The 25,024-nt window shown below is 67.7% G+C and carries 18 protein-coding genes and 1 riboswitch; of the genes, 11 read left to right on the top strand and 7 right to left on the bottom strand.

Going from position 1 to position 25,024, the window contains the following annotated elements; all coding sequences use genetic code 11:
• Positions 1-11: 11 nt before the first annotated feature.
• Positions 12-1,253 carry a S8 family serine peptidase gene (locus ACFCQI_RS03065; RefSeq protein WP_395119910.1) on the bottom strand — a complete coding sequence of 414 codons (1,242 nt, stop codon included), beginning with the start codon at positions 1,251-1,253 and terminating at the stop codon, positions 12-14.
• A 121-nt stretch (positions 1,254-1,374) separates the two neighbouring features.
• Here ACFCQI_RS03065 and ACFCQI_RS03070 point away from each other — a divergent pair, with 121 nt between their 5' ends.
• From ACFCQI_RS03070 to ACFCQI_RS03095, 6 genes are all read left to right on the top strand, one after another.
• Positions 1,375-1,866, top strand: coding sequence for an RNA polymerase sigma factor (locus ACFCQI_RS03070; RefSeq protein WP_136257897.1), 492 nt, complete (start codon positions 1,375-1,377; stop codon positions 1,864-1,866).
• Positions 1,863-2,594 (top strand): hypothetical protein, encoded by a 732-nt coding sequence (locus ACFCQI_RS03075; RefSeq protein ID WP_395119911.1) that lies wholly within the window; start codon positions 1,863-1,865, stop codon positions 2,592-2,594. Before ACFCQI_RS03070 ends, ACFCQI_RS03075 begins: the two co-directional genes overlap by 4 nt.
• A gap of 131 nt (positions 2,595-2,725) precedes the next feature.
• A complete protein-coding gene (locus ACFCQI_RS03080) occupies positions 2,726-3,127 on the top strand; it encodes a VOC family protein (protein WP_136257895.1) in 402 nt (133 codons plus the stop codon).
• 155 nt (positions 3,128-3,282) lie between these two features.
• Positions 3,283-4,014 (top strand): ion channel, encoded by a 732-nt coding sequence (locus tag ACFCQI_RS03085; protein ID WP_395119912.1) that lies wholly within the window; start codon positions 3,283-3,285, stop codon positions 4,012-4,014.
• A 26-nt stretch (positions 4,015-4,040) separates the two neighbouring features.
• Positions 4,041-4,466 (top strand): cupin domain-containing protein, encoded by a 426-nt coding sequence (locus tag ACFCQI_RS03090; protein ID WP_395119913.1) that lies wholly within the window; start codon positions 4,041-4,043, stop codon positions 4,464-4,466.
• Between the two features lie 140 nt (positions 4,467-4,606).
• Positions 4,607-6,154 (top strand): glycosyl hydrolase family 39, encoded by a 1,548-nt coding sequence (locus ACFCQI_RS03095; protein ID WP_395119914.1) that lies wholly within the window; start codon positions 4,607-4,609, stop codon positions 6,152-6,154.
• Positions 6,155-6,191: 37 nt separating this feature from the next.
• On the opposite strand, the gene ACFCQI_RS03100 is transcribed toward ACFCQI_RS03095, so the two are convergent.
• Positions 6,192-7,784, bottom strand: coding sequence for a tryptophan halogenase family protein (locus tag ACFCQI_RS03100; RefSeq protein WP_395119915.1), 1,593 nt, complete (start codon positions 7,782-7,784; stop codon positions 6,192-6,194).
• A gap of 141 nt (positions 7,785-7,925) precedes the next feature.
• Between ACFCQI_RS03100 and ACFCQI_RS03105 the strand changes: the two genes are divergently transcribed.
• Entirely contained in the window at positions 7,926-10,346 is a 2,421-nt protein-coding gene (locus tag ACFCQI_RS03105) for a TonB-dependent receptor (RefSeq protein ID WP_395119916.1), read from the top strand.
• Between the two features lie 637 nt (positions 10,347-10,983).
• Positions 10,984-12,348, top strand: coding sequence for a hypothetical protein (locus ACFCQI_RS03110; RefSeq protein ID WP_395119917.1), 1,365 nt, complete (start codon positions 10,984-10,986; stop codon positions 12,346-12,348).
• A 280-nt stretch (positions 12,349-12,628) separates the two neighbouring features.
• Here the strand turns inward: ACFCQI_RS03110 and ACFCQI_RS03115 are convergent, their stop codons facing one another.
• Together ACFCQI_RS03115 and ACFCQI_RS03120 are read right to left on the bottom strand one after the other, a co-directional pair.
• A complete protein-coding gene (locus ACFCQI_RS03115) occupies positions 12,629-15,187 on the bottom strand; it encodes a glycoside hydrolase family 3 N-terminal domain-containing protein (RefSeq protein ID WP_395119918.1) in 2,559 nt (852 codons plus the stop codon).
• Between the two features lie 114 nt (positions 15,188-15,301).
• Complete coding sequence (locus ACFCQI_RS03120; protein ID WP_395119919.1) at positions 15,302-16,315, bottom strand: LacI family DNA-binding transcriptional regulator; 1,014 nt, start codon at positions 16,313-16,315, stop codon at positions 15,302-15,304.
• Positions 16,316-16,618: 303 nt separating this feature from the next.
• Here ACFCQI_RS03120 and ACFCQI_RS03125 point away from each other — a divergent pair, with 303 nt between their 5' ends.
• Together ACFCQI_RS03125 and ACFCQI_RS03130 are read left to right on the top strand one after the other, a co-directional pair.
• Positions 16,619-18,811 (top strand): Six-hairpin glycosidase-like protein, encoded by a 2,193-nt coding sequence (locus tag ACFCQI_RS03125; RefSeq protein ID WP_395119920.1) that lies wholly within the window; start codon positions 16,619-16,621, stop codon positions 18,809-18,811.
• Positions 18,808-20,295 (top strand): MFS transporter, encoded by a 1,488-nt coding sequence (locus ACFCQI_RS03130; protein WP_395119921.1) that lies wholly within the window; start codon positions 18,808-18,810, stop codon positions 20,293-20,295. Before ACFCQI_RS03125 ends, ACFCQI_RS03130 begins: the two co-directional genes overlap by 4 nt.
• Before the next feature lie 93 nt (positions 20,296-20,388).
• Here the strand turns inward: ACFCQI_RS03130 and ribB are convergent, their stop codons facing one another.
• Positions 20,389-21,480: a 3,4-dihydroxy-2-butanone-4-phosphate synthase gene (gene ribB / locus ACFCQI_RS03135; protein ID WP_395119922.1), complete on the bottom strand. Its 1,092-nt coding sequence runs from the start codon at positions 21,478-21,480 to the stop codon at positions 20,389-20,391.
• Positions 21,481-21,610: 130 nt separating this feature from the next.
• Entirely contained in the window at positions 21,611-22,252 is a 642-nt protein-coding gene (locus ACFCQI_RS03140; protein ID WP_395119924.1) for a riboflavin synthase, read from the bottom strand.
• Between the two features lie 128 nt (positions 22,253-22,380).
• Positions 22,381-22,555: riboswitch (FMN riboswitch) on the bottom strand.
• Positions 22,556-22,664: 109 nt separating this feature from the next.
• Here ACFCQI_RS03140 and ACFCQI_RS03145 point away from each other — a divergent pair.
• Entirely contained in the window at positions 22,665-23,855 is a 1,191-nt protein-coding gene (locus ACFCQI_RS03145) for a hypothetical protein (RefSeq protein WP_395119925.1), read from the top strand.
• Between the two features lie 46 nt (positions 23,856-23,901).
• On the opposite strand, the gene ribD is transcribed toward ACFCQI_RS03145, so the two are convergent.
• The gene (gene ribD / locus ACFCQI_RS03150; RefSeq protein ID WP_395119927.1) at positions 23,902-24,996 is read right to left on the bottom strand and encodes a bifunctional diaminohydroxyphosphoribosylaminopyrimidine deaminase/5-amino-6-(5-phosphoribosylamino)uracil reductase RibD; all 1,095 of its coding nucleotides are present in this window, start codon (positions 24,994-24,996) and stop codon (positions 23,902-23,904) included.
• Positions 24,997-25,024 lie beyond the last annotated feature (28 nt).

Consider the following 25,024-nt stretch of genomic DNA (forward strand, 5'->3'; position numbering starts at 1 on the left):
GACGTTCAGTTTCAGGGCGACAGCAGGCCGTAACCGTAACGCGGGTCGCGACCGCGGGCGCCGAGCGGGCGCGCTTCGCCGATCAGCTGCTGCTGCACCTGGGCCGCGGCGCCGGTGCGCGGGGCTTCCAGCAGTCGCGCCGCTTTTCGCGCCACGATCGGCGCCGCGAACGAGGTGCCGCGCAGTGCGTTGCGGCCGCTGCCGACCACACCGGACGCACAGAAATCCACCTGCTCGCCGCTGCCGGCTTCGGGCAGCACACGGTCGTGCGCGTCGACGCCGCTGACGCCGATCACGTCCGGGTACGCCGCCGGATACAGCGGTGGCGCCGCGGGGCCGTCGTTGCCCACGGCGCTGACCAGCACGTGGCCGTGGGCGATCATCGCCTGCACTGCACGCGCGAGCACCGGGTTGTCCGGACCGACCAGGCTGATGTTGATCACCGCCACGTGCTCGCGCGCCATCCACGCCAGCGCCTCCACCAGTTTCGAGGTGGCGCCGCCGACCGCATCGCCGCACCACAGGTCGGCGGCATACAGCGTGTCCGCGTCGCCGGCGACGAGGCGCGCGGCGACCGCCGTGCCGTGCCGCGACGGATTCGCCGTGGTGCAGCCGTGCCGCTCGATGCGCGCGTGCGCCAGCGCGGGATCGCCGGGATCGACGCCGCCGTCGATCAGCCCCACGCGTTGCGATGGCGCAACGGACGACGGCGCCGCTGCCGTTGCGACGCGGGCCGCGTCGCCCTCGCCGGCGGGCAGGTACAGGTGCTGGTAGGTGAACGCTGCGCCCGGCGCGGCTCGCTGCAGGGCGCGCAGGGCGCGGGACGTGCGGCGGTTGCGGGTGTCGTGCAGCACCACGAAGTCCAGCCCCAGCGTGGCATCCGCCGACGTTTCGCGATCCACCACGAAACCTGCTGCCTGCACGGCATCGCGTTGCGCCGTCGACAGGCCGGTGGCGAGGAATTCGCCGCGCAGGACCGGCGCGCCGTGCGGGTCGATGTCGACGCGCCGAGGCTCCCTGCGCCGCAGCGTCTCGATCTGCACTTTTCGCGTGAGGGCGAGCGGGCCGCGCAGCAGGTCGTCGACGCTGTGCAAGGGCGCAACGGGATCCAAGCCGGGCAGACGCGCGCCGGGCAGTTGCACGTTCGGCAATCCTTGCACCGGGCCGAGCACCTGCGCCTGCGCAGGCGCCACGCCGATCGAGGCGATGGCCAGCAGCAAAACGAACACGGCGGACGGACGGCGCATGGGCATGGCCAACGGCCTCGGGAGCAACGGGGCCGGATGCTAGCATGGCCCCGCTTTACGCCCTCGAACCGCGCCGACGCGCACGAGGGAAGGAATCCACCCCTCCAGACGTAATGGAAGGTGATGCGTGAATTCGAGCGACGCCGTGCGCGAAGGACTGATCCCGCTGTTGCCGCGCCTGCGCCGGCTGGCGCGGGCGCTGGCCGGCCAGGCCGCCGACGCCGACGACCTGGTGCAGATCGTGCTGGAGCGCGCGCTCGCTCGTGCCGCGCAGTGGCGGCCGGATGCCGCGCTGGATCGGTGGGTGTTCGCGATCGCACGCAATGCCTGGCGCGACGAACTGCGCGCGCGCGGCCGTTCGCAGCATCTGTTCGCGCCGGAGGAAGCCGGCGAGATGGCGGCCGACCGCGCCAGTGCGCAGCCGGCGCAGCAACTGGAACTGGCGATGGCGCTGGCGGCGCTGCCGCCGGACCATCGCGAAGTGGTGGCCCTGGTGCTGGTCGAGGGCATGTCCTACGGCGAGGCCGCCGAGCTGCTGGAGGTGCCGGTGGGCACCGTCACCAGTCGCCTGGCTCGCGCCCGCGCCACCTTGCAGGCCCACCTTGGGAAAGAAGCATGAACGCGATCGACGACGACACCTTGCAGGCTTACGTGGATGGCGAACTCGACGCCGACGCGGCCGCGCGCGTCGACGCCGCGCTGGCGCACGACGCCGTGCTCGCCCACCGCGTGCAGCAGGCGCGTGCCGTGCGCGCGCAACTGCATGCCGCGTTCGACCCGGTGCTCGACGAGCCGGTGCCGGCGCGGCTGTCCGCCTTGCTGCAGCCGCCCGCCGCGCCGGCGCTCGCCGGTGGACGTCATGCGCACGCCATGCATCGCCGCGCACCACGGCGCTGGTATGTGGGCGCCGCGCTGGCCGCGTCGGTGGCACTGCTGGCCGTGGCCCTGTGGTGGCCGCACGCCGGCGGCGACATGCTGCGCATGCACGGCGGCCAGTCGTTTGCCGCCGGTCCGCTGGAGCAAGCGCTGAATCATGCGCTGGCAAGCGAACCGGAAGCAGATGCGCAGGTGGCGATCGGCCTGAGTTTCCGCAGCAACGACGGGCACATCTGCCGCAGCTTCGTGCTGCATCGTGCACCGGCGCGCGCCGGGCTCGCCTGCCATGGCGACGGCGGCTGGAGCGTGCCCGTGCTAACCGCGGCGCCCTCGCCCGGGGACGACGGCGAACTGCGCCAGGCGGCCAGCGACTTGCCGAGCGCGGTGCGCGCCGCGATCGACGCCCGCTTGCGCGGCGAAGTCTTCGATGCGAAACAGGAGCGCGCAGCGCGCGACGCCGGCTGGCAGTAACCGTGCAGCCCATCACGCGGACTGCGCGACTGCGGCCGTCGACGGTCTTGCATCGCCGGTCCGCTGCCGTGCAGGCTAGGCAGCGCCCGACCGTCGGCCGGTCGCCACCTTCCAATGCGGAGACATACGCCATGTTCAGTCACGTGATGGTCGGCTCGAACGACATCGAACGAGCAAAGCGCTTCTATGACGCCGTGCTGGGTACGCTGGGAGCGGGCCAACCGCACCGCGACCGGACCGCCACCGGCCACGACCGCCTGTTCTATCGGCACGACGGCAACACCTTCTGCGTGAGCGAGCCGATCGACGGCGGCGCGGCAACGTTCGCCAACGGCGGCACGATCGGCTTCAAGTGCAACTCGCCCGAACAGGTGCGCGCGTTCCACGACACCGCCGTGGCCCACGGCGGCACCTCGATCGAACAGCCGCCCGGGCTGCGCGAAAGCGGCTTTGGCGCGCTGTACCTGGCCTACGTGCGCGACCCCGACGGCAACAAGCTGTGCGCGAGCCATCGCGTCAGGCGGGAGGAGTGAGGGCGGGCGAGAAGATGTCTTGTGCCGAGCCGCGCGGAGAGCCCGGAAGGCCCAGTGACGTCATCCAAGCGAATGCGGGAATCCCTGGTGCGCCCCGCAAGATCAAGACGAATTCCCGCGTTCGAACTTCCTTTCGTTGAAACGCAGGAGCACGCATGAACCAGACCGCGAACGCCCCCGACCGCCACACTTCGCGCATCGCCCAGCCACGCTGGGTAGCCACGGTGATCCGCCATCCCTCGGCGATCCTCCTGCTGGTGCAGCTGGCCGGCTTGCTGCTGTATCCGTTCATCGAGCAGACGCATTCGGCGCGCGCGTTGTTCGGCGCGTTCGGTGTGGTGGTGTTGCTGCTGACGATCGCGATGGTGCAACGCACGCGCGGACGCGGCTGGGTGAGCCTGGCGATCGCGGTGCCGGCGGTGGTATTGAACGTGATGGGCCTGACGCTGGAGCTGCCGGCGCTGCGGCCCTGGTGGGCGGCGCTGGAGGCGCTGTTCTACTTCTACGCGGCCGGCTGCCTGATCGCGTACATGCTGGCCGACCGGCGCGCCACCACCGACGAGCTGTTCGCCGCCGGGGCCACCTTCACCCTGCTGGTGTGGGCGTTCACCTATGTGTTCGTGTTGTGCCAGACCCTGCAGCCGGGCTGTTTTTCCGCGGCGGTCGACCCGCAGGCGCCGCGCACGTGGACCGAGCTGCTGTTTCTGAGTTTCGCGCTGATGTCGAGCACCGGCATCGGCGACGTCATCCCGATCACCGTCCACGCGCGGGCGGTGGCAAGCCTGGAGATGTTCGTCGGCGTGATGTACCTCGCGCTGGTGGTGTCGCGGCTGATCGGGCTCACCATCGCTCCGTCGGCAGCGGGCGGCAAGCGCGGAGAATCGTGATTTTTCGACCGGATGAGGAGGTTCGCATGAACGCGCCAGACGCCACCCGCAAGCCGCTGATCACGCGACCGGCGCAGGGCCGCCGCTACGACATGGGCCGCATGCGCGCGGTATTCCATGCCGATGGCGCGCAGACTGCCGAGCGCTACTCGCTGTCGGAGTGGTGGCTGCAGCCGCGCACCGGCGGGCCGGGCAGCCATGCCCATGACGACGACCACATCTATTACGTCCTCGCCGGCACGCTCAGCGTCTGCATCGACGGCGAGTGGGCGCCGGCGCCGCGCGGCAGCTGGGTGCTGATCCCCGGTGGCACGCCGCACGATTTCGAGAATCGCGACGCGGCCGAATGCGGTTTCCTGTGCATCAACACGCCCGCCGGCTTCGAACGGAAGATGCCCGAACTGGTGGCCTGGTTTGCCGACAACCCGCTGGGCGACGCCCGGTCCGATTGACTCGCGCCGGCCGGGCGGACGGGGCTCACTGGACGTCGCACGCCGACTGCAAGATACTGCGGCAGTCGGCACGTAAACGTTTACATCGCGCGCGCCCGACCCCACCGATCCAAGCTCCGCTGACGACGAGGAATCCCCCGATGCGCCTCCCGGCCGCCTTCCGCCATTTCCTGCTCGGCCTGTGCGCCAGCGCCTTGCTGGTTGGCTCCGCCCTCGCGGCCACGCCGGCCACCGTGCAGATCCGCGTCGACGCGCAGGCCGCCGGCACGCCGTTCCCGCACTTCTGGGAAACCATGTTCGGCTCCGGCCGCGCCTCGCTGTCGCTGCGCGACGATTACCGCAAGGACCTGGACGCCGTGCGCGAGGCCACCGGCCTCAGCTACATCCGCTTCCACGGCATCTTCGACCACGACGTGGGCATGGTGAACCGCGACCCGGACGGCTCGATCCGCTACAACTTCTCCTACATCGACCAGATCTACGACGGCCTGCTCGAGCACGGTGTGAAGCCCTTCATCGAGCTGGGCTTCATGCCGCCGGAGCTCACCTCCGACCCGAACGAGCTGCAGGAGTTCTGGTATCACCCCAACCGCGCGCCGCCGAAGAACTACGCCGAGTGGGACGCGATGATCACCGCCTTCGCCCGCCACCTGGTCGCGCGTTACGGCATCGACGAGGTAGCCAGCTGGTACTTCGAGGTGTGGAACGAGCCGAACATCGGCTTCTGGGCCGGCGAGCCGAAGCAGTCCACCTACTACACGCTGTACGACCACACCGCCCGCGCGCTGAAGGCGGTGAGCCCGCGCCTGCGCGTCGGCGGGCCGGCCACCGCACAGGGCGCGTGGGCCACGGATTTCCTGGCGCACACGAAAAAGAACAACGTGCCGGTCGATTTCCTCAGCACCCACGTCTACGGCGACGACACCGCGCAGAACGTGTTCCACAGCGACGAGCACATCCCGCGCCGCGACATGGTCTGCCGCACGGTGGACAAGGTGCACAAGGAGATCCTCGCCTCGCCCTACCCGCAGATGCCGCTGGTGTTCAGCGAGTACAACGCCAGCTATGCCAACCTGCCCAACGTCACCGACACCGTGTTCATGGGGCCGTGGATGGCCAACACGATCCGCGAGTGCGCCGGCAAGATCCAGATCATGAGCTACTGGTCGTTCTCCGACGTGTTCGAGGAACAGGGCATCGTGCGCAATCCGTTCTACGGCGGCTTCGGCCTGATCGCCGCGCGACGCATCCCCAAGCCCGCATTCAACGCCTTCGCGATGCTGCACAAGCTGGGCGATCGCCAGCTGAAATCGGGCTCCGACTCGGCCCTGGTGACCAGGCGCGACGACGGCACCGTGGTGCTGGCACTGTGGAACTACGCCCCGCCGGTGGGCGACACCGCCAGCTACACGCCCGGCAAGCCTAGGGGCACGAACAGGCATTTCAGCGTCGACGTGCGCAACCTCGCCGCCGGCGCCCATGCCACCGTGTGGCGGCTGGACGAAAACCACGGCAACGCGGTAGCCGCGTTCGACCAGATGGGTCGCCCGGACTTCCCCAGCCGCGCGCAGATCGCCGCCTTGCGCAAGGCCGGCGAGATGGCGCCGCCGCAGCGCGTCGAACTGCAGGACGGCAAGCTGCAGCTCGACATTCCGCCGCAGGGGCTGGTGGTGGTCGAGTTGCGCTGAGGTCGGAGCCCGGCGCGCATCGCGCGCGCCGGAGGCGTCAACCGCCGACTGCCACCGGTTCGCCTGTGCGAACCGGATTTCGCTGCGCATGTTGCCGGCACAACTGCTCCACCAGCGCCCGGTGATCCGGCAGATCCTGCAGCGCGCGCCCCGCCACCTGCTGGATCATCGCGAACTCGCGCCGCGCCTCGTCCATCTGCGGGTAGGCGCTGCGGGCGTGCTCCAGGTCGGTCCTGAACTCCATGCCATAGAGCACGTACTGCCAGCTCGCCGGCATGAACATTTCCAGGTCGGTGACGAAGTCCAGCCGGTGCGGCGGGCGACGCCGCCACAATTGCAGGCGATCGCGCAGCGTCTGCGGAATGCTGGCCGGGTTGGCGTTGTCGATCCAGAACGCCGAGTCGCGCCGCTGCGACAGGCAGTAATGCATCTTGATGAAGTCGATGATGCGCTCGTAGCGCGCCACCATCATTTCGTTGAAGCGCCGTGCCGCGCGCTCCATGTCGTCGTGATCGGCCGGGAACAGGTGGGTCAGCATGCACACCGCCAGCTCGACCAGCGCGATGCCGGTGGATTCCAGCGGTTCCACGAACCCGCCGGCCAGACCGACCGCCACGCAGTTCCCGCGCCAGTGTTCCGGGCGATAGCCGGTCTCGAACTGCAGGTGCTGGGCTTCGAGCGCATCGGCCGCCGCACCGACGTAACGACGCGCGATCTCCTCGGCCTGCGTGGCATCCATGTGCCGGGACGAATAGACGTGGCCGATGCCGCGGCGCTTCTGCAGGCCGATGTCCCAGACCCAGCCCGCCGGCTGCGCCGTGGCCCGGGTATACGGCAGGATCGGCGTGTCCGGTGCCGGATACGGCACTTGCAAGGCCACCGCGCGATCGACGAACAGCACGTCGCGGCGACTGCGGAACGCCGATCGCATGGCGCCGCCGATCAGGCTGCCGCGCAGGCCGGTGCAATCCACGTAGAGGTCGGCCGAGAGCGCACCGAGCTCGGTGGTGACCACCCGCGCGATATTGCCCCGCTCGTCCAGCTCCGTGCGTTCGACCGTCGCCAGATGGCGCTTCACGCCCAGGCCCTGGCCGTGCTCGGCCAGGGTGGCGGCGAAGGCGGCCGCGTCGAAATGGTAGGCATGGTTCATCGGTGCCTGGTAATCGGCATCGGAGGCGTGCTTGGGCGCCCGCCCGTGATCGACCAGCCGGCTCTGCATGGTCACCGCTTCGGCGAACGGCGTGCCTTCGGGCGCCGCGCCCAGCAACCAGTACGGCAACAGCTCGGGACTGCCCGGCCGACGGCTGGGCGTGTTGAACGGATGGAAGAAACGATCCGCGCCCGGCATGCCCGGCGGCCGCACCCAGTTGACGTACTGGATGCCCTGCTTGAACGTCGCCGTGGCGCCGACCAGGAACCGGCGTTCGTCCAGGCCGATCGCCGCCAGCGTGCCCCGGATCGAGGGAAAGGTCGCCTCGCCCACGCCGAGCAGGCGGATGTTCGGCGACTCGACCAGCTCCACCTGGACGCTCTCCGGCGCCGTGCTGTTCATCGCCTTGGCCAGGTAGCAGGCGGCCAGCCAGCCGGCCGTGCCACCCCCGACGACCAGCACCTTCTTGAGACTTGGCATGGATTTTCTCCCCTGCTGCCATGCAGCAAGCAAATTCGCGATATTCGCAGTAGCATCCGAATTGACAGCGCTGTCATATTGAAGTTGACAGCGCTATCAATCAGCCTACCGCAAGCTCACGATATTGGGGAGAGGGAGACCATGAAACTTCGCTATTCCGCGCTGTACATCGCCGTGACCGCTGTATTTGCATCGGCCGCGGTCCACGCGGCGGGCCAGCAGGCAAGCCAGCCGACGGAGAAAGCTCCCTCCGCCAGCAAGGTCAAGAACCTGGATGCCGTCCAGGTCACCGCGACCAAGCGCGAGACGCCGCTGCAGAAAACCCCGATCGCCATCACCGCGATCGGCGGCGACACGCTCGACAAGGAGCGCGTCATGACGGTGCAGGACCTGACCAAACTGGTGCCCGGCCTGCAAGGCACTTCGCAGGGCGACCACGGCGTGGTCACGCTGACCTTGCGCGGCATCGGCAACGACAGCGCCAAGACCGAGTATGCCGATCCGGAGGTCGCCACCTTCGTCGACGGCGTGTACACCCCGCGTGCCGAGGCCGCCGCGAGCCTGCTGCTGGACATGGACAGCGTGGAAGTACTGCGCGGCCCGCAAGGCACGTTGTGGGGCCGCAACTCCACCGCCGGCGCGATCAGCTTCAACACCGTCAAGCCCGACATCGATGGCGGTTTCTACGGCAACGGCAGCATCGGGCTGGGCAACTACAACCAGAGCGGCGTGCGCGCGGCGGTGAACCTGCCGATCAGCAGCACCTTCGCGATGCGCGTGGCCGCCGTGCACGAACAGCACGATGGCTACGTCGACTACCAGAACCCGGTGGGGCAGATCCCGACGCTGGCGCAGCAGCAGGCCAGCTATCTCGCCTCCGGCGGCGATCCGGCCAATTTCCAGCCGATCGACACCAACCTGTTCGTGCAGAAGGGCCCGAAGTACAACTCCCAGGACCAGTCCGCCGCGCGCGTGAGCGCCCGCTGGCGGCCCAGCGACAGCTTCCTCTGGGATCTGTCGTACGAGTACTTCAAGGATCGCGGCACGCCGGGCATGAACCTGATGCAGCATCCGCGTGCGGGGCAGGATTTCTGGTCCGCGCTGATCGACGTGGCGCCGTACCTGGACCGCAGCTCCCACTCGGTACGCAGCCGGATGGACTGGGTCATCAACGACAACCTCGAACTGACCTACGTGGCGGGCTTCAACCGCTACTCGGGCAAGAGCGACTTCGACCAGGACGGCGGCGTCAACGTGCCGACCAGTTTCACCACCAACGGCGTGTACCAGGAAGACCGCACCAACCATTCCAACTATCTCAGCTCCAGCCACGAGTTCAACCTCAAGTCCCGCGGCGACAACACGCTGGACTGGATTCTCGGCGCGTACTACGAGCACGAGAACAACAACATCCGCTTCGACATCCCGATCATGAACGGCACCCAGCAGGGCACCGTCAGCTGGCAGGGTTCCTTCATCCAGCCGGAGGAACGGGTCACCGCCACCGCCGCCTTCGCCCAGGCCACCTGGAACATGAGCGACAGCTGGCACCTCACCGGCGGCGCGCGCTGGTCGCACGACAAGCGCGAGAACCGCGGCGGCGTCAACTGGGGCTGGGCCTACGACCCGGCCTACCCGCAGCAGCCCATCTCGCCCGGCCAGCAGCCCGGCGATGTCGGCTTCGCCATCAGCCAGCACAACGACGCCACCTACAGCAAGAGCAAGCCCACCTGGCTGCTGCGCATCAACCATGACGTCGGCGCCAACAGCATGATCTACGCGAGCGTATCGACCGGCTACAAATCCGGCGGCACCCAGGACGGCGGTGCCCTGTACCAGCCCGAGACGCTGACCAACTACGAGATCGGCGCCAAGCTCGCGTTCCTCGACGGCCACCTGACCTGGAACAGCGCCGCGTATTACGAAGTGTTCAAGAACTACCAGTTGTCGGCACCGGTCACCTATCCCGATGGTTCGCACGGGCTCGGCTTCTCCAACGTCGGCGGCAAGACCAAGGTGGCCGGCTTCGAATCGGAGCTGGCCTGGCAGTCGACCAACGACCGCGCCAACCTCGTGTTGTCCTTGATCCCCGAGAAGAAGCTGGGCACGGAGAAGTACGCCGCCAGCAACGACTACTACGTGCCGACGATCTGCCCGCCGGAGTCGACCATCAGCAACAACTGCATGGACATTTCCGGCAACGACCTGCCGCACGCCCCCAACGTGTCGCTCACCGCCATCTACGAGCACGACTTCGTGCTGGGCAGCGGCGGCCGCCTGACGCCGCGGATCAGCGCGCAGTACCAGAGCGCCCAGTGGCTCAGCTGGTTCAACTTCGGCGCAGGCGACAAGCAGAAGGCCTACGCGCGCGGCGATCTCTCGCTGCGTTACACCGAGCCCGGCGACAAGTGGTACATCAACGCCTACGTGCAGAATGTCGCCGACGGCAAGGTGAAGAGCAACGCGGCAGGCAGCACCCTGCTCGCCGACGGCAGCGTGGCGTTCACCTCCCAGTACCTGCCGCCGCGCACCTACGGCGTGCAGTTCGGGTTCTGGTTCTAAGGAGCCATTCGTTTCACCGGCGACAGGCCCCTCCCCTGCGGTCGCCACCGGATGCCCCGGCAACGGGGCATCCTTTTTTGCCGGCTGCAAACGCGAAGTGATCCAGCCTGAGCGACCTCATGCGAGTGCATGGAAGCCAGCGTAGCTCTACTGCCTCCTCTGACCGTGGCCGATGTGGATGCGGCCCGCTTCTTGCCCGAGCGCACGATTGAGCGCGTCGGCCGGCCCTATCGACAGCACGCCGGGCGCGGTCCTGGAACTGTCGCAAGCGATCGCCCGCTACATGTTGCAAGGTGATCGCGGCTTCCAATGCCGCGATACTTGCTGGTCGGCCCAACTTTCATCGTCGACAAGCAAGGGCTATCGTGATTCATGGAATGCAATCAACAGGGCGCACGGGTGGCTGGACCAGGTGTCGGATGCCACAACTTTGCCAGCGCTTGCGAACGCTCTCATCAAGGGGGTCCCGATGCGAGTCCCTGTTCGCGCCGTAGCGTCAGAAGTACCAATCTCACGTGCCGGATGAAAGATATGCGCTGGCCCCTGTGCCGCCCGCGAGGCCATCTTGCCCGCCCTGTCGCGGCTGCTGGGCGATTCCGCCTTGGAGCGGTCTGCGGATACCGTGAGAAGCGAAAACATGACATACCGCAATAACAAATGCGCGACGCATCGAGACGGAGTGCTGGCACTCGCAAGAGCGATTTATGCGACAGCTTTCCTGTGTGTAGCCAGTTTTGGCGCTGCCGCAGCCCCTCCTCCCTTCCAGAGATTCAATGACTCATTGAAGGCCTTCACTCGCGGGGCCGCCGACAATTTCGAGACGTATATGGCTCTGCGCCATCTATATGCAGAGATCGATCCTCCGCACCGCAATTACGCCGCTCAGATGCTATCGATGTACGATGCAATGAACGGCCGTTATGAGGATGCAGATATCCACTTCCGGGAATCCTTCCCCGGGGCAACGAAACCGCGTAGTTGCCCAATTGACGGGTACCGGTCTGTTCCGTTGAAGGAGGCTATCACCAGCGTCGCGCTCGATTCCCGGGTGCTCATGATCAACGAATCGCACTCGGAGATTGGGACGCGCGCACTCATCCTCCGAATGCTTCCAATACTGCGCAAGGCGGGCTTCCGGAACGTCGCTTTCGAGGCTTTGGCGGGCCCGAAAGACATGCCGGGGTGGGTCGCAGGAGCTTCAGTTTTACCCCTCGATGACAGAGATCTGGTTACGCGGGGTTATCCGCTCGACTCCAATCAGGCCGGGTTCTATCTGCGCGAACCGGTTTTTGGCGAACTCATCCGGGATTCGATCCAACTTGGATTCAATTTGGTTGCGTACGATCCAAGGAACTTCTCGTCGCGGGACGATCGCGAAGAGAAGGAGGCTCGAAACCTGAAGGCTTTCTTGGACGAACATCCACATGAGCGACTGCTCGTCATAGCTGGTTATTCCCACATCTGGAAGACCGGTGGCTGGATGGCGGACAGATTGAGAACCATGGGAAATTACAAAATTACCTCCGTTGACCAGATAGATGGTTGGGGTGGATGTGAAGGCACCACGTGGTCGAAATCATATCCATTTGTTTTCATGAGCAGATCGTCAAATTCGGAGTATTGGGCCTATAAAAAAGGCACGGACGTGACGGTTCTCAATCTGATGAACAATCAGCGCGGCGCAAGGACGAGCTGGCTATCACTGAACGGATTCCGGCGGAAGGTCACGCTGCCTGGCTCGGTGTGTAATGGGCTAGCGCCATGCCTGGTATCGGCCACCTACATTTTGGAATCGGCGGACGCCGTTCCGGCTGATCGTCTTTTTGTATTGGAAGGCGAGAAACCCATTTTGTATCTCCGACCGAACACCTATCGCCTGACTTCACAAACTGGCACAGGCAAATTGGTGTGGCGTCTACAAGTAGACCAAGAAGGAGAGACGCTGGAGCCAGTAGAGACTCAAGCACGCAGCCATAGGAACCCACTCAAAAATTCGCGGTGAGGTTCCCGCTGTTGTTCTCAAAGTCAATATTTTTCGAATCAACGCAAGCGTTCGCCCGCCACGGCCTCTCTCGCATCCTTCGGACGGTTTGGATGCATCCTGGTTAAGGGGCACCGTGCCCGATCCGGGTGCGGCCATCGGTCAAGTGTTTCGGGCATTGCCTCGGTTCGGGCGTCGGGCCACCGCTCCTGCGTTGCCTCAATTCGGGCGTCCCTGCCCTCGCGCTGCCTTCGCCATGTTGTCGTGTTGGCAGGGCTTTCGACGTCGAGAGTCGCGCCTCTCAATGCGCCTTGCAGGCCAGCGTCCTGTCTGCCACGGTGCCCAGCGACACTTCGGTGAGGACAATGCTTTCGCCACGGCTGCTGGTCCACTCGAATGGCCGATCCAGCTTGCTCATGTCGGCGCCCGCATCGCGGAAGCACTTCAGCGGAATGCCCACACGCAGCCACTGCCCGCGCGGCAGCGCCGCGAGTTGGGAGCCGATCGAAACCCCGGCGCCGCAGCCCTTGCCGCAGGCGACGCCGAGGGTCGTGCCGCGGGGCGACAGCGCATCGATGCTCAGGGTGGCCACCAGCATCACGTCGCCGTTGGTCTGGCGATCCAGGTCCAGCGGCGAGCTGCTCGCCAACGCGGCGGTCGCCGTGCCGGCAGCGGACCAGCTCAAGCGTCGCGCGTCTTCCTGCGCCTTGTAGTCGAGGGCGGCCACTTGCAGGCTGCCGTCGCCGGTGGCGGCAGGCGCCGACGATACGGTGTCGCTTTCGCCGTTGGCCGCCGTCAGTTGCAAGGCGAAACCGTGCGCCGCCTGGCCGCGCACGAAGTACACCCCGGCGCGCTCGTCATCCAGCGCCACGCCGGCCTGCTCCGGCAAGGTGCCCAGCTCGCGGTGATCGGCATAGCTCAGGCCATAGCCATAGGGGAATTGCGGGTGGTAATCCGGCTGCCCCACGTTGAGCGGTGTCTGGATCGCCGTGCGCGGCCACGAATAGGGCAGCTTGCCGTGGAAGTCGTAGTCGATCGAGCCGTCGCGCTTGCGCAGCAGCACGTCGGCGATGCCCTCGCCCTCGCTGCCGGGCAGCCATGCCACCACGAAAGCATCGGAGGCGTTGATCTCGCGATTCATCCACAACGGCCGGCCGGTGATGAACAGGGCCACCACCGGAACGCCCCGATCATGCAGGCGGCGCAGCAGGTCGAGGTCATGATCGTTTCCGGGCTTGTAGGCAAGGTTGGGCAGGTCGCCCTGGAACTCGGCATAGGGATCCTCGCCGAACACCACGATGGCGGCGTCGGGCTTCTGCCTGTAACTGCCGTCGACCGACAGCACCGCCGTGCCGCCCGCGGCACGCACCTGCGCATCGATGCCGGCCCAGATCGAGGTCGCGCCAGGGAAGTTCGCGTTGGTGAGGCCGGTGCCTTGCCAGGTCAGGGTCCAGCCACCGTTCTGCTTGGAGATGTTGTCCGCGCCATCGCCGGCGACCAGGATGCGCTTGCGCGGGTCCAGCGGCAGCAGGCCGTGGTTGTTCTTCAGCAGCACCAGCGACTCGCGCACGGCGCGCCGCGCCACGGCCCGATGCGCGGCGCTGCCGATCACGTGCGCCGATGAGCGGGCCAGCGGATTTTGGCTGGGCAAGCCTTGCTTGAACATGCCCAGGCGCATCTTCACCCGCAGGATGCGGCTGACCGCGTCGTCCACGCGGCTCATCGGGATCGCGCCGGACTTCACCTCGGCCAGCGTGTTGCGGTACAGCCCCTTCCAGGAATCGGGCGCCTCCAGCATGTCCAGGCCGGCGTTGTAGGCGGCGGCGCAATCCTCGTTGGTGCAGCCGGGCACCTGGCCATGCGCGTTCCAGTCGCCCAGCACGATGCCGTCGAAACCCATGCGCTTTTTCAGCACGTCGGTGATCAGCGCCTTGTTGCCGGCCATCTTCACCCCGTTCCAGCTGGAGAAGGACACCATCACCACCTGCACGCCGGCGCGGATGGCCGGCGGATAGCCCGCGCCATGCACGTCGCGCAGCACCGCCTCGCTGACTTCCGCGTCGCCCTGGTCCTTGCCGTCCCTGGTGCCGCCGTCGCCAATGAAATGCTTGGCGGTGGCGATCACGTGATCCGCATCGAGGAACTGCGGCGTGCCGACCGCGCCCTCCAGCCCGGTCACGATCTGCGAGGCGTATGCCGCCACCAGTGCCGGGTTTTCCGAATAGCCCTCGTAGGCGCGGCCCCAGCGACTGTCGCGCGGCACGGTCAGGGTGGGGGCGAAGGTCCAGTTGATGCCGCTGGCGCGCAGCTCCCGCGCGGTGACCTTGCCGATGTCGCGCAGCAGTTCGGGATCGCGCGTGGCGCCCAGGCCCACGTTCTGGGGAAACAGCGTGCTGCCGACCAGGTTGTTGTGACCGTGCACGGCGTCGATGCCGAACAGCACCGGGATCGCGGGGCGCCCGTCGGAGCGCTCCAGCGAGGCGCGATGGAACGCGTCGGCCAGCTTCTTCCACTGCGCTGCGGTGCCGTACTCGCCACCGTCGGGGCCGGAATTGCCGCCGGCCAGGATCGAGCCGAGGCGGTACTGGCGCACGTCCTCCGGCGTCACGTACTTGATGTCGGCCTGGATCATCTGGCCGACCTTGTCCTCCACCGACATGCGATCCAGCAACGCCTTCACCCGTGCGTCCAGCGCGGGGTCGGCCGGCAACGGCGAGCTCACCCTGGGCCACAGCTGCGGATGCACGGTGGTCGAGGGGTTGACGGCATGGGCCGGCACGGCAAGGAGCAAGGTGCCAGCGATCGAAACGACCACAAGACGGCAGGACAGGCCCCGGATCGGGCGAAAGGACTGTGGCACGTGAGGCTCCAGGCTGGCTCGCGCGCAAGGCGCGGAAACCGCAGCGTGACACAATTGACAGCGCTGTCAATTTGCAGGGCAACATCGCCGCGGAGCGGGCTCGCGGCGGCCAATTCAGGCGGGGCTGGCGGTCGAGTCGCGGACTTCCAGCGAGAACGGCATCTCCACCAGCCGCCCTGGTCCGCGACCGCGCAATACTTCCAGCAATTGCAGGGCGGCGACCTTGCCCATCTCGCGGCTGGGCTGGCGAATCGTGGTCAGTGCCGGCCACAGCTGGCTGGCCAGCGGGATGTCGTCGAAGCCGCACACGGAAATGTCCTGCGGCACCTTCATGCCCCGCTCGTTGGCCACCCACATCACGCCGCTGGCCATGTCGTCATTGGCCGCGAACACCGCGGTCGGACGTTTCTTCAGCGCGAACAACTGCCGCGCCGCGGCCACCCCCGAGGCGAAGGTGAAGGCACCCTGCACCACCAGTGCCGGGTCCTCGACCAGGCCGGCGGCGGCCATCGCCTCGCGGTAGCCGGCCAGCCGCCACCTGCTGGCGCCGTGGTCGGCAATACCCGAGACGTGCGCGATCCGCCGGTGTCCAAGCGACAGCAGGTGCTCGACCATCGTGCGCGCGGCGAGTTGCTCGTCCATCGCCACGCCGATGTTGTTCTCACGCGACACCGGCGACACGCTGGCGAACGGCACCTGGCGTTCGCGCAGGCGCTTGAGCAGCGGTGCGTAGTCGGTGATCGGCGGGGTCAGCACGATGCCGTCGGGATGATGGTCGGAGATCACCGCATCGAGCCGGCGCACGAAATCCTCGCCGCGCATGCGCAGCGGCCGCACCATCATGTTGTAGCGGTGCGCGTCGCAGGCCTCGAGCACGCCATCCTGGATCTCGGCCAGGTAGGTCGAGGCGGGATTGTCGTTGTTGTCGTACAGCATCGCCACCAGGAACGAACGATTGCCGGCCAGGCTGCGTGCCGACGACAGCGGCCGGTAATCCATCGCCTCCATCGCCTCGGTCACGCGCTTGCGCGTGGCGTCGCTGACGTTGGCCTCGTCGTTGAGCACGCGCGACACCGTCTTGGGCGAAACGCCCGCGCGGCGTGCAACGTCTTCCAGCCTTACCCGCATGCCTTGATCCAAGTGTTGCCGCGCCTGCGCTCAACTATGCGGTCAGCGCCGGCCCGTTTACAAGAACCGCCGCGACCGGCGGTCGGCAGCCGCCCGGACCCGGCGCGGCCAGGGCATGAATACGTATGCATCGGGTAGTCGTCGGCGCGCGCGGCTGCCTACCATGCCGGATGGCCGGGCCGGTTGGGTGCCGTGGATGCTGCACTCGCAACGTGCAGGCCGGGCGCGGCCGTGACATAACAGCTGTCGGAGAATCCAGCACATGAGCCGCATGACCCCTCGCCACACTTCCAGGCTCTCGCCATGCTGGGCCTGATGCTGGCTGCCGCCATGGCCAGCGCGCCGCTGGAAGCGCCCGCATGGCATGACGGGCTGGACTGGCACGGCGTGCACGTGGGCATCCGGCGTGACGCGCAGGACGCCTACACCCTGGACTGGCCGTTCGGGCAGCGGGTGATTGCGCCGCAACCGTTCAAGGCCGATACCGCCAGTGCGCTGTTCGACGGCTTGTACGCGATGGCGCAGGACGATCTGCGCCAGGATTCGGTGAGCGCGATCCGCGACGGTGCGTTCGACCACGGCGCGCCGATTCCCTGCCACTGTTTCGAGACCGGGTTGAAGTGGCCATACGTGTGGACGCGCGACCTGTCGTACGCGATCGACCTCGGCCTGTGGCGGTTCGACCGCGCCCGCGCGCGCAACGGGCTGGAGTTCAAGCTGTCCGGCGTGCGCGAACCATCCGCGCCGCAGGGCCTGTACGTGATGCAGGACACCGGCTCGGGCGGCAGCTGGCCGATCAGCACGGATCGCGTGGTGTGGTTCCTCGCCGCGCGGCACCTGCAGGACGATGCCGCGTTCGCCGACAAGATGCGCACGGCCCTGCGCGACACCCTGGCGCAGGACCGGCAATACGCGTTCGACGCCAATTTCGGCTTGTACCGCGGCGAGACCTCGTTCCTGGACTGGCGCGAACAGACCTACCCGGCGTGGACCGCCAACGAGGTGACCTTCATCGGGCAATCGTTCGCGCTGTCGACCAACGTGCTGCACTACGAGGCGTTGCAACTGGCCGCCGCGCAGGCCGGCGCCGATCACCAGGCTACCGCCAGGAACACCTACCGCACCCAGGCCGCGGCGCTGAAGCAGGCGATCAACCTGCACTTCTGGCGCGCCGACCGCGGCATGTACATGAGCTACATCGGTGGCGACGGCACGCCGGTGGACAGCTACGACCTGCTCGGCATCTCGCTGGCGATCGCCAGCGGAGTGGCCGACGGCGAGCGCGCGCGCCAGACCCTGGAGAACTATCCGAGCTGGCCGGCCGGCAGCCCGGTGATCTGGCCCGAACGCAGCGACCAGCCGATCTATCACAACCGCGCGATCTGGCCGTTCGTCAGCGCCTACGCGCTGCGCGCCGCACGCACGGTCAACGACCCGGCGCGCATCGCCCACGAGATCACCTCGGTGATGCGCGGCGCGGCACTGGTCGGCTCCAACATGGAAAACTACGAGCTGCTGACCCAGGGCCAGCACGTGGACGAGGGCAAGCTCAGCGGCCCGGTGGTCAATTCGCCGCGCCAGCTGTGGTCGGTGGCGGCGTACCTGGACGTGGTGACCGAGGGCGTTTTCGGCGTGGAGGAGGACGGCCGCGTGCAACCGAAGCTGCCTGTCTCGCTGGTGCCGATGCTGTTCGGCGCGCGCAACGCCATCAGCCTGGACCTGCCCGGTCGCCGGATCACGCTGCAATTGCCGGTCAAGCGTGACGGCAACCTGCTGGTCGCCGATCGCATCCGCACGCAAGGCACGCATGCCACCGTGACGTTGAAGGCGATCCGGGCCGACGCACCGCCGCTGCGCATGGACGCCCCGCTGTACGCGCCGATCGCCCCGGCCGCGCCGACGCTGGCCGCCGACGGCGATCGCTGGATCGTCAACGGCGACGGGAAGCTGCAGCTCTACGTCAACGGGCAGCGCGCCGGTGCCATCGACGGCCACGGCACGCTCACCCGCACCGAGGATCTCGCCTGCGTGCGCGCCACCCGCGTCGATGCGCATGGCCTGGAATCCCTGCCCAGCCCGGCGACCTGCGTCGGCCCGGTCGATCAGGCCGGCGGCGACTGGCCGCGCCACTGGACCGCGCCCGCCACCGGCAGCTATCGCGTGTGGGCGGATTACCGCAACGCCAATGGCCCGATCAACACCGGCGTCACCGCCGCGGTGAAATGGCTGCTCATCAACTGCGATGGCAGCGACACGCAGCGCGTGCCGCTGGTGATGCCGCACAGCGTGGCCACCCAGCCATCCACCCATGACCGCTTCAGCGCCACCGGCAAGGCGCGCTGCACGTTCGCGCTGGAGGACGGTTTCAACATGAGCTACCTGCAGCACTTCGCGCACTACACGGGCGGTACCGGCGGCATCGACGGGCCGTTGAACCAGGCCGAGGTCGACGACCTGCACATTGCGCCGCTGGCGGACGGAACCCGTACCCCATGAGCAGGAAACCCGAACTGTCGTTCTGGCAGATCTGGAACATGTGTTTCGGCTTCCTGGGCATCCAGTTCGGCTTCGCATTGCAGAACGCCAACGTCAGCCGGATCTTCCAGACGCTCGGCGCCGAGGTGAACGACATCCCGATCCTGTGGGTGGCCGCACCGCTCACCGGGCTGATCGTGCAGCCGATCATCGGCCACTACTCCGACCGCACCTGGAACCGGCTCGGCCGTCGCCGGCCGTATTTCCTGGCCGGCGCGATCCTCGCCACGCTGGCCCTGCTGGCGATGCCGAACTCACCCACGCTGTGGGTGGCTGCAGGGCTGCTGTGGATCATGGACGCCTCGTTCAACGTGTCGATGGAGCCGTTCCGCGCCTTCGTCGGCGACCAGTTGCCGGAGCACCAGCGCCCGCGCGGCTTCTCCATGCAAAGCGTGTTCATCGGCGTGGGTGCGGTAGTGGCGTCGCTGATGCCGTGGCTGCTGACCAAGGTCGGCGTCAGCAACGTCGCCCCGGACGGCGCGATTCCGGACACGGTCAAATATGCCTTCTACGCCGGCGGCGCCCTGCTGATGGGCACGGTGCTGTGGACCGTGCTCTCCACGCGGGAGTACCCGCCCGAGCAGTTGCGCGAATTCGACGATGACGCCAGGCCCATGCCCGTGGACGCCTCGCGCGCGTGGCGGCCCGGCCTGCTGCTGATCGTCGGCGGCCTGCTGGTATGGCTGGCCATCCGGCACTTCTCGCTCGAAAAGGAACTCTACGTGCTGGCCGGCGGCCTGCTGGTGTTCGGCGCGCTGTTCGCCTGGCTTGCCTTCAGCCGCAGCCAGGGCATGCTGCGCGAGGTGATGGGCGATCTCTACAGCATGCCGGATGCGATGCGGCGGCTCGCCATCGTGCAGTTCTTCTCGTGGTTCGCGCTGTTCGCGATGTGGATCTTCACCACCCCGGCGGTAACCGCCGTGCAGTTCGGCAGCAGCGACCCGCATTCGGTGGCCTACAACACCGGCGCCAACTGGGTCGGCGTGCTGATGGGTGCGTACAACGGCTTCGCCGCGCTGGCGGCGATCGCGATCCCGCTGCTGGTGCGCCGCATCGGCCTGCGCTGGAGCCACCTGGTCAACCTGTGGCTGGGCGGCGCGGGGCTGCTCTCGTTCCTGTTCATTCGCGATCCCGACTGGCTGCTGCTGTCGATGGTCGGGGTGGGCGTGGCGTGGGCGTCGATCCTGTCGCTGCCCTACGCGATGCTGTCGGACAACCTGCCCGCGCAGAAGATGGGCGTGTACATGGGCATCTTCAATTTCTTCATCGTGATCCCGCAGCTGATGGCGGCCAGCGTGCTCGGCCTGCTGCTGCGGTTGTGCTTCCACGACGAGCCGATCTACGCGCTGGCGCTGGGCGGTGCCAGCCTGTTCGTGGCCGGTCTGTTCACCCTGCGCGTGCGCGAGCCCGCCATCGATGACGGAAAGCCTTCGCCCGCCGCGTAGGAGCCCGCTCGCGGGCGATGCTCTTGAAGTCGGGATCTGCAAGAGCAAGAGCTATCGCCCGCGAGCGGGCTCCTGCACGGAGAGTCGGAAGGGTCAGACGTACTCGACCACCTCAAGCCCGAAGCCGCCCAGTCCCACCAGTTTGCGCGGCGTACCCAGCACGCGCAGGCGGTGCACGCCGAGGTCGGCCAGCATCTGCGCGCCGAGGCCAAGCTGGCGCCACTCCTGCTGCTGCGCATCCTCCGGTGCCTGCGCGGCCGGCTTGCCCTGCAACCGCGCCAGCAGGGCCTCCGGCGTGTCCTCGCCGGAGAGCACCAGCAGCACGCCGCGACCCTCGTCGGCGATGCGGCGCAAGGCCGAAGTGACGGTGAGGCCGAGGTCGTCGCGCTTGAGATGCAGCACGTCGGACAAGGTATTGCGCACGTGCACGCGCGAGAGCACCGGCGCGCCGTCGTCCACGGTGCCGCGCACCAGCGCGTAGTGCAGGCCGCGACGGATCACGTCGCGGTACGCCACCAGCCGGAACGGGCCGAACTCGGTCTCCACCGATTCCTCGTGTACACGCTGCACGGTCTTTTCGGTTTCCAGCCGGTAACGGATCAGGTCGGCGATCGAGCCGATCTTCAAGCCGTGCCTGGCCGCAAAGACTTCCAATTCGGGACGACGCGCCATCGAGCCGTCTTCATGCAGCACTTCGATCAGCACCGCCGACGGCTCCAACCCGGCCAGCGCGGCCAGGTCGCAGCCGGCCTCCGTGTGGCCGGCGCGGGTCAGCACGCCGCCCGGTTGCGCGGTGAGCGGAAAGACGTGGCCGGGCTGGGCCAGGTCCTGTGGCTTCGCATCGGACTTCACCGCCACCTGGATGGTGCGCGCGCGGTCGTGCGCCGAAATGCCGGTGGTGACGCCCTCGGCCGCCTCGATCGAGACGGTGAAATTGGTGTGGTAGACTGAGGTGTTGTCGCTCACCATCGGCCGCAGCCCGAGCTGGCGCGTGCGCTGCTCGGTGAGCGTGAGGCACAGCAGGCCGCGCGCCTCGCGCACCATGAAGTTCACGTCTTCCGGCCGCACCATCTGCGCGGCCATGATCAGGTCACCCTCGTTCTCGCGGTCCTCGTCGTCGAGGATCACGACCATGCGGCCGGCGCGGATGTCTTCGAGGATTTCGGGGATGGTGTTGAAGGGCATGGGGACGTCCTGGGGAATTTTGATTTGATCGCAGAGACAGGGAGTGAGTGGAGAGGAGTGAGAAGTGAGAGAAGGCATCTCGATGCTGCGGCTCTCTCACTTCTCACTCCTCCCCACTCACTTCTCGCCTTCAGGCAAAGCCGTGCTGTTTCAAGAACGCCTCGTCGAGCTTCGGCGCCTCGCCGCTGGCCAGCAGGCGCTCGACATAGCGTGCAATCACGTCCACCTCGATGTTCACCGCATCACCCGCGCGGCGCGCGTGGAACGCCGTGTGCTCGACCGTGTGCGGGATCAGGTTGACGCCGAAGCGATGGCCGGCGACTTCGTTGACGGTGAGGCTGGTGCCGTCGATGCAGATCGAGCCTTTCGCGGCGATGTAGCGCGACAGGGCGGCGGGCACTTCGAACGTCCAGCGCTGCGAGCGGCCATCGGGCGTGATCGAGACCACCCTGCCCAGCCCGTCGACATGGCCGGAGACCAGATGCCCACCGAGCCGGTCGGCCAGGCGCAGCGCCTTTTCGAGATTCACCGGATCGCCGGGCTTCAACTGGCCCAGCGACGTCAGCGACAGCGTCTCGTTGGAAACGTCGGCGCTGAAGCCGCGCGCGTCCAGCATGATCGCGGTGAGACATACGCCGGAGACGGCGATCGAGTCGCCGAGCTGCACGTCGGTGAGGTCGAGGTCGGCGGTATCGACGTGCAGGCGCACGTCACCGCCGCGCGGTTCGAGTCGCGCAACGCGTCCCACGGTCTGGATGATGCCGGTGAACATCAGCACACCTCCCGGGGGGAGATGGCAAGCGAGACTGAAACGATGACAGGCATGAAACGTTCTCCGCGTCGGAAAGCGAGAACGCCCCAAGGCATGAGGCAGACGCATGGCATCGCTGCCATCCGCCTGGCCGTCTTCTTTCATCCGGACTGTGGGCCGCACCGGCGAACCGGAACAACCTGGACCGTCGGCTCCGGCATCGGACCGGATCTGCTGACCTCCCGATGCTGCCGGGAGCGCTCGCGGGCTCGTTCCGAGGAACCTACCGCCGGTGGGGAATTTCGCCCCGCCCTGAAGACGTTTGCCGATGAACCGGCCGCCGGATTCTAACACGCCCGCCATGCGCCACTCGCGCGCCAGCCGTTTGCCCGCCCGCTGCGGCATCATGTCCGTCCCTGCCAAGGAGGTTTCCATGCGCAAGCATCGACGCGGCTGGTCGACGTGGCTCGCCATCCTGCCGGCCATGTTCTGGCTGGCCCACGCGCGCGCCGGCGAGGCGCCGGCCGACGTCTACACCGGCACGCTGGGCCGGCAGGCCATCGTGCTGCAACTCACCCCCGGCGACGACGCCGCCACGGCCGGCCGCTACTTCTACGTGCGCCACCATCGCGACATCGCCTTGTCGGGCGCGCCGGCCAGCAACGGTCACCTGCAACTGCGCGAAGGCTGGGACGCCGACGCCAACGGCCCGCGCATCACGCTGGACCGGCAAGCCGACGGTGGCTGGCGCGGCCAATGGCAGGACGACAAGGGAACGACCCTGCCGGTCGCCCTGCACCCGGCCACGGTGGCGCCGCCCTCCGCCGATACGCCGCCCTGGCTGAAGCAGCTCCATGCGAGCGACCGCTACGACTACCTGCGCCTGGCCGGCCTCAAGCCACAGGCCGGCAAGCGCGAAACCTTCATGGGCCATGCCCTGCAGTGGTGGCGCGTGCCCGACGCCGGCATCGCGTTCTTCGAGATCCTGGACGGGTACCCGCCCGCCGAGCTTGCGCGCATCAACCAGGTGCTGATGGACCGGATGTGGCGGGAAACCGGCAGCTACTACGACTGCATGTTCAACCACTTCAACGAAGGCGATTACGAGCAGACGGTGACGCCGCGCCTGCTCACGGCGAACCTCGTCAGCGTCAGCGTGTTCACCAATTACTACTGCGGCGGCGCCCATCCGGACTTCGGCGATGCGGCGATCAACCTCGACGCGCACACCGCCCGGCCGCTGACCCTGGAAGACCTGCTGTGGTTGGGCAAGGGTGAGCCGTTGCACTATGCCACGGATGCCGACGGCAACCCCGCACCCGGCTCGGCCAGCTTCGAGGCGTGGTCGGATTACCGCGAGCAGCACCTGGCGCCCTGGCTGGCGCGGCAATGGCGGCAACTCTATCCGCAGGAGACGACGGCCACCGGCGGCGAAGACGATTGCGGCTACGACGACCCCGGCGTGTGGCAGTTCGTGAGCTGGCACATGACACCGAAGGGCTTGTTCATCGGCCCCTCCTACGCTCGCGCCGCGCGCGTGTGCGAAGCCAACGACGACTGGTCGGTGCTGCCGTGGGAGACGGTGCGCCGGCATCCGGGGCGGCTCCGGCCCGGCTTGCCCTGAGTGACGCTGTGCGCGTGTTGGCGAGCGGGCGACGTGCGTGTGCGCGTCAGGCCGGCGGGCGCAGGCGCAAGCGGATATCCGGACCGAGCATGCGCTGGTCGACCACCTGCAACTGCCAGCGCGATGCCATGTCGGCCAGCGACGGCAACTGCAGCAGCGGCCGCGCGCTGTCGCCCAGCAGCAAGGGCGCGACATAGAGCAGCAGTTCGTCGACCAGGCCGGCCGCGAACAGCGCGCCGCACAGGGTCGGGCCGGCTTCGACGTGGACCTCGTTGCAGCCGCGTCCGGCCAGCAAGGCGAGCACGGCGGGCAGGTCGAGTCCGTGGTCTCGTGTCGCCACCGCAAGGCGTTCCGCCCGGGCAAAGCGATCGTCTGCGCACGTTGCCGCAGCGCCATGCAGGACCAGCGTCGGCGCCGCGCCGTCCAGCACATGGCTGCCGGCGGGCGTGCGCAGTTGGCGATCCAGCAGCACGCGCAGCGGCGGCATGAACTCCTCGTCCTGCGGCAACCGGACGGTGAATCGCGGATCGTCCGCCAGCACCGTGCCACTGCCGGTGAGGATTGCCGAGCTGCGCGCGCGCCAGCGCTGCACGTCCAGGCGCGCCGCATCGCCGGTGATCCACTTCGACTCGCCATTGGCCAGTGCGGTGCGCCCGTCCAGGCTCATCGCCAGCTTCACCCGCACGAACGGGCGGCCGCGTTCGAGACGGCCGAGGAAGCCGCAGTTCAACTCGCGCGCCGGCCCGCGCAGCAGGCCGGTTTCGACCGCAACGCCGGCGGCGCGCAACTTGTCGATGCCGCGACCGGCCACCTGCGGAAACGGATCTTCCGCGGCAATCACCACCCGCGCCACACCGGCGGCCACCAGCGCATCGGCGCATGGCGGCGTACGTCCATGGTGTGCGCACGGCTCCAGGGTCACGTAGGCGGTGGCGCCCCGCGCCCGCGCGCCCGCCTCGCGTAACGCATATACCTCCGCGTGCGGCTCGCCGGCGCGCTGATGAAAGCCGGTACCGATCACCTCGTCGCCATGCGCGATCACGCAGCCCACGCGCGGATTCGGCTGGGTGGTATACAGGCCGCGCTCGGCCAGGCGCAGCGCGTGCGCCATGTGGAGGTGGTCAGTGCCTGAAAATGCCATGCGTCGATTGTACGGGCCCGCTGACGGG

It is taken from the genome of Rhodanobacter sp. FW102-FHT14D06, from assembly GCF_043950705.1.
Classification (GTDB): domain Bacteria; phylum Pseudomonadota; class Gammaproteobacteria; order Xanthomonadales; family Rhodanobacteraceae; genus Rhodanobacter.

Bases quoted from the DNA above. Each gene is read 5' to 3' on its own strand.
- ACFCQI_RS03095 (WP_395119914.1), top strand. From the start codon at position 4,607: ATGCGCCTCCCGGCCGCCTTCCGCCATTTCCTGCTCGGCCTGTGCGCC.
- ACFCQI_RS03075 (WP_395119911.1), top strand. From the start codon at position 1,863: ATGAACGCGATCGACGACGACACCTTGCAGGCTTACGTGGATGGCGAA.
- ACFCQI_RS03085 (WP_395119912.1), top strand. From the start codon at position 3,283: ATGAACCAGACCGCGAACGCCCCCGACCGCCACACTTCGCGCATCGCC.
- ACFCQI_RS03080 (WP_136257895.1), top strand. From the start codon at position 2,726: ATGTTCAGTCACGTGATGGTCGGCTCGAACGACATCGAACGAGCAAAG.
- ACFCQI_RS03140 (WP_395119924.1), bottom strand. From the start codon at position 22,252: ATGTTCACCGGCATCATCCAGACCGTGGGACGCGTTGCGCGACTCGAA.
- ribD (WP_395119927.1), bottom strand. From the start codon at position 24,996: ATGGCATTTTCAGGCACTGACCACCTCCACATGGCGCACGCGCTGCGC.
- ACFCQI_RS03110 (WP_395119917.1), top strand. From the start codon at position 10,984: ATGACATACCGCAATAACAAATGCGCGACGCATCGAGACGGAGTGCTG.
- ribB (WP_395119922.1), bottom strand. From the start codon at position 21,480: ATGCCCTTCAACACCATCCCCGAAATCCTCGAAGACATCCGCGCCGGC.
- ACFCQI_RS03065 (WP_395119910.1), bottom strand. From the start codon at position 1,253: ATGCCCATGCGCCGTCCGTCCGCCGTGTTCGTTTTGCTGCTGGCCATC.
- ACFCQI_RS03145 (WP_395119925.1), top strand. From the start codon at position 22,665: ATGCGCAAGCATCGACGCGGCTGGTCGACGTGGCTCGCCATCCTGCCG.
- ACFCQI_RS03105 (WP_395119916.1), top strand. From the start codon at position 7,926: ATGAAACTTCGCTATTCCGCGCTGTACATCGCCGTGACCGCTGTATTT.
- ACFCQI_RS03125 (WP_395119920.1), top strand. From the start codon at position 16,619: ATGCTGGGCCTGATGCTGGCTGCCGCCATGGCCAGCGCGCCGCTGGAA.
- ACFCQI_RS03100 (WP_395119915.1), bottom strand. From the start codon at position 7,784: ATGCCAAGTCTCAAGAAGGTGCTGGTCGTCGGGGGTGGCACGGCCGGC.
- ACFCQI_RS03120 (WP_395119919.1), bottom strand. From the start codon at position 16,315: ATGCGGGTAAGGCTGGAAGACGTTGCACGCCGCGCGGGCGTTTCGCCC.
- ACFCQI_RS03090 (WP_395119913.1), top strand. From the start codon at position 4,041: ATGAACGCGCCAGACGCCACCCGCAAGCCGCTGATCACGCGACCGGCG.
- ACFCQI_RS03130 (WP_395119921.1), top strand. From the start codon at position 18,808: ATGAGCAGGAAACCCGAACTGTCGTTCTGGCAGATCTGGAACATGTGT.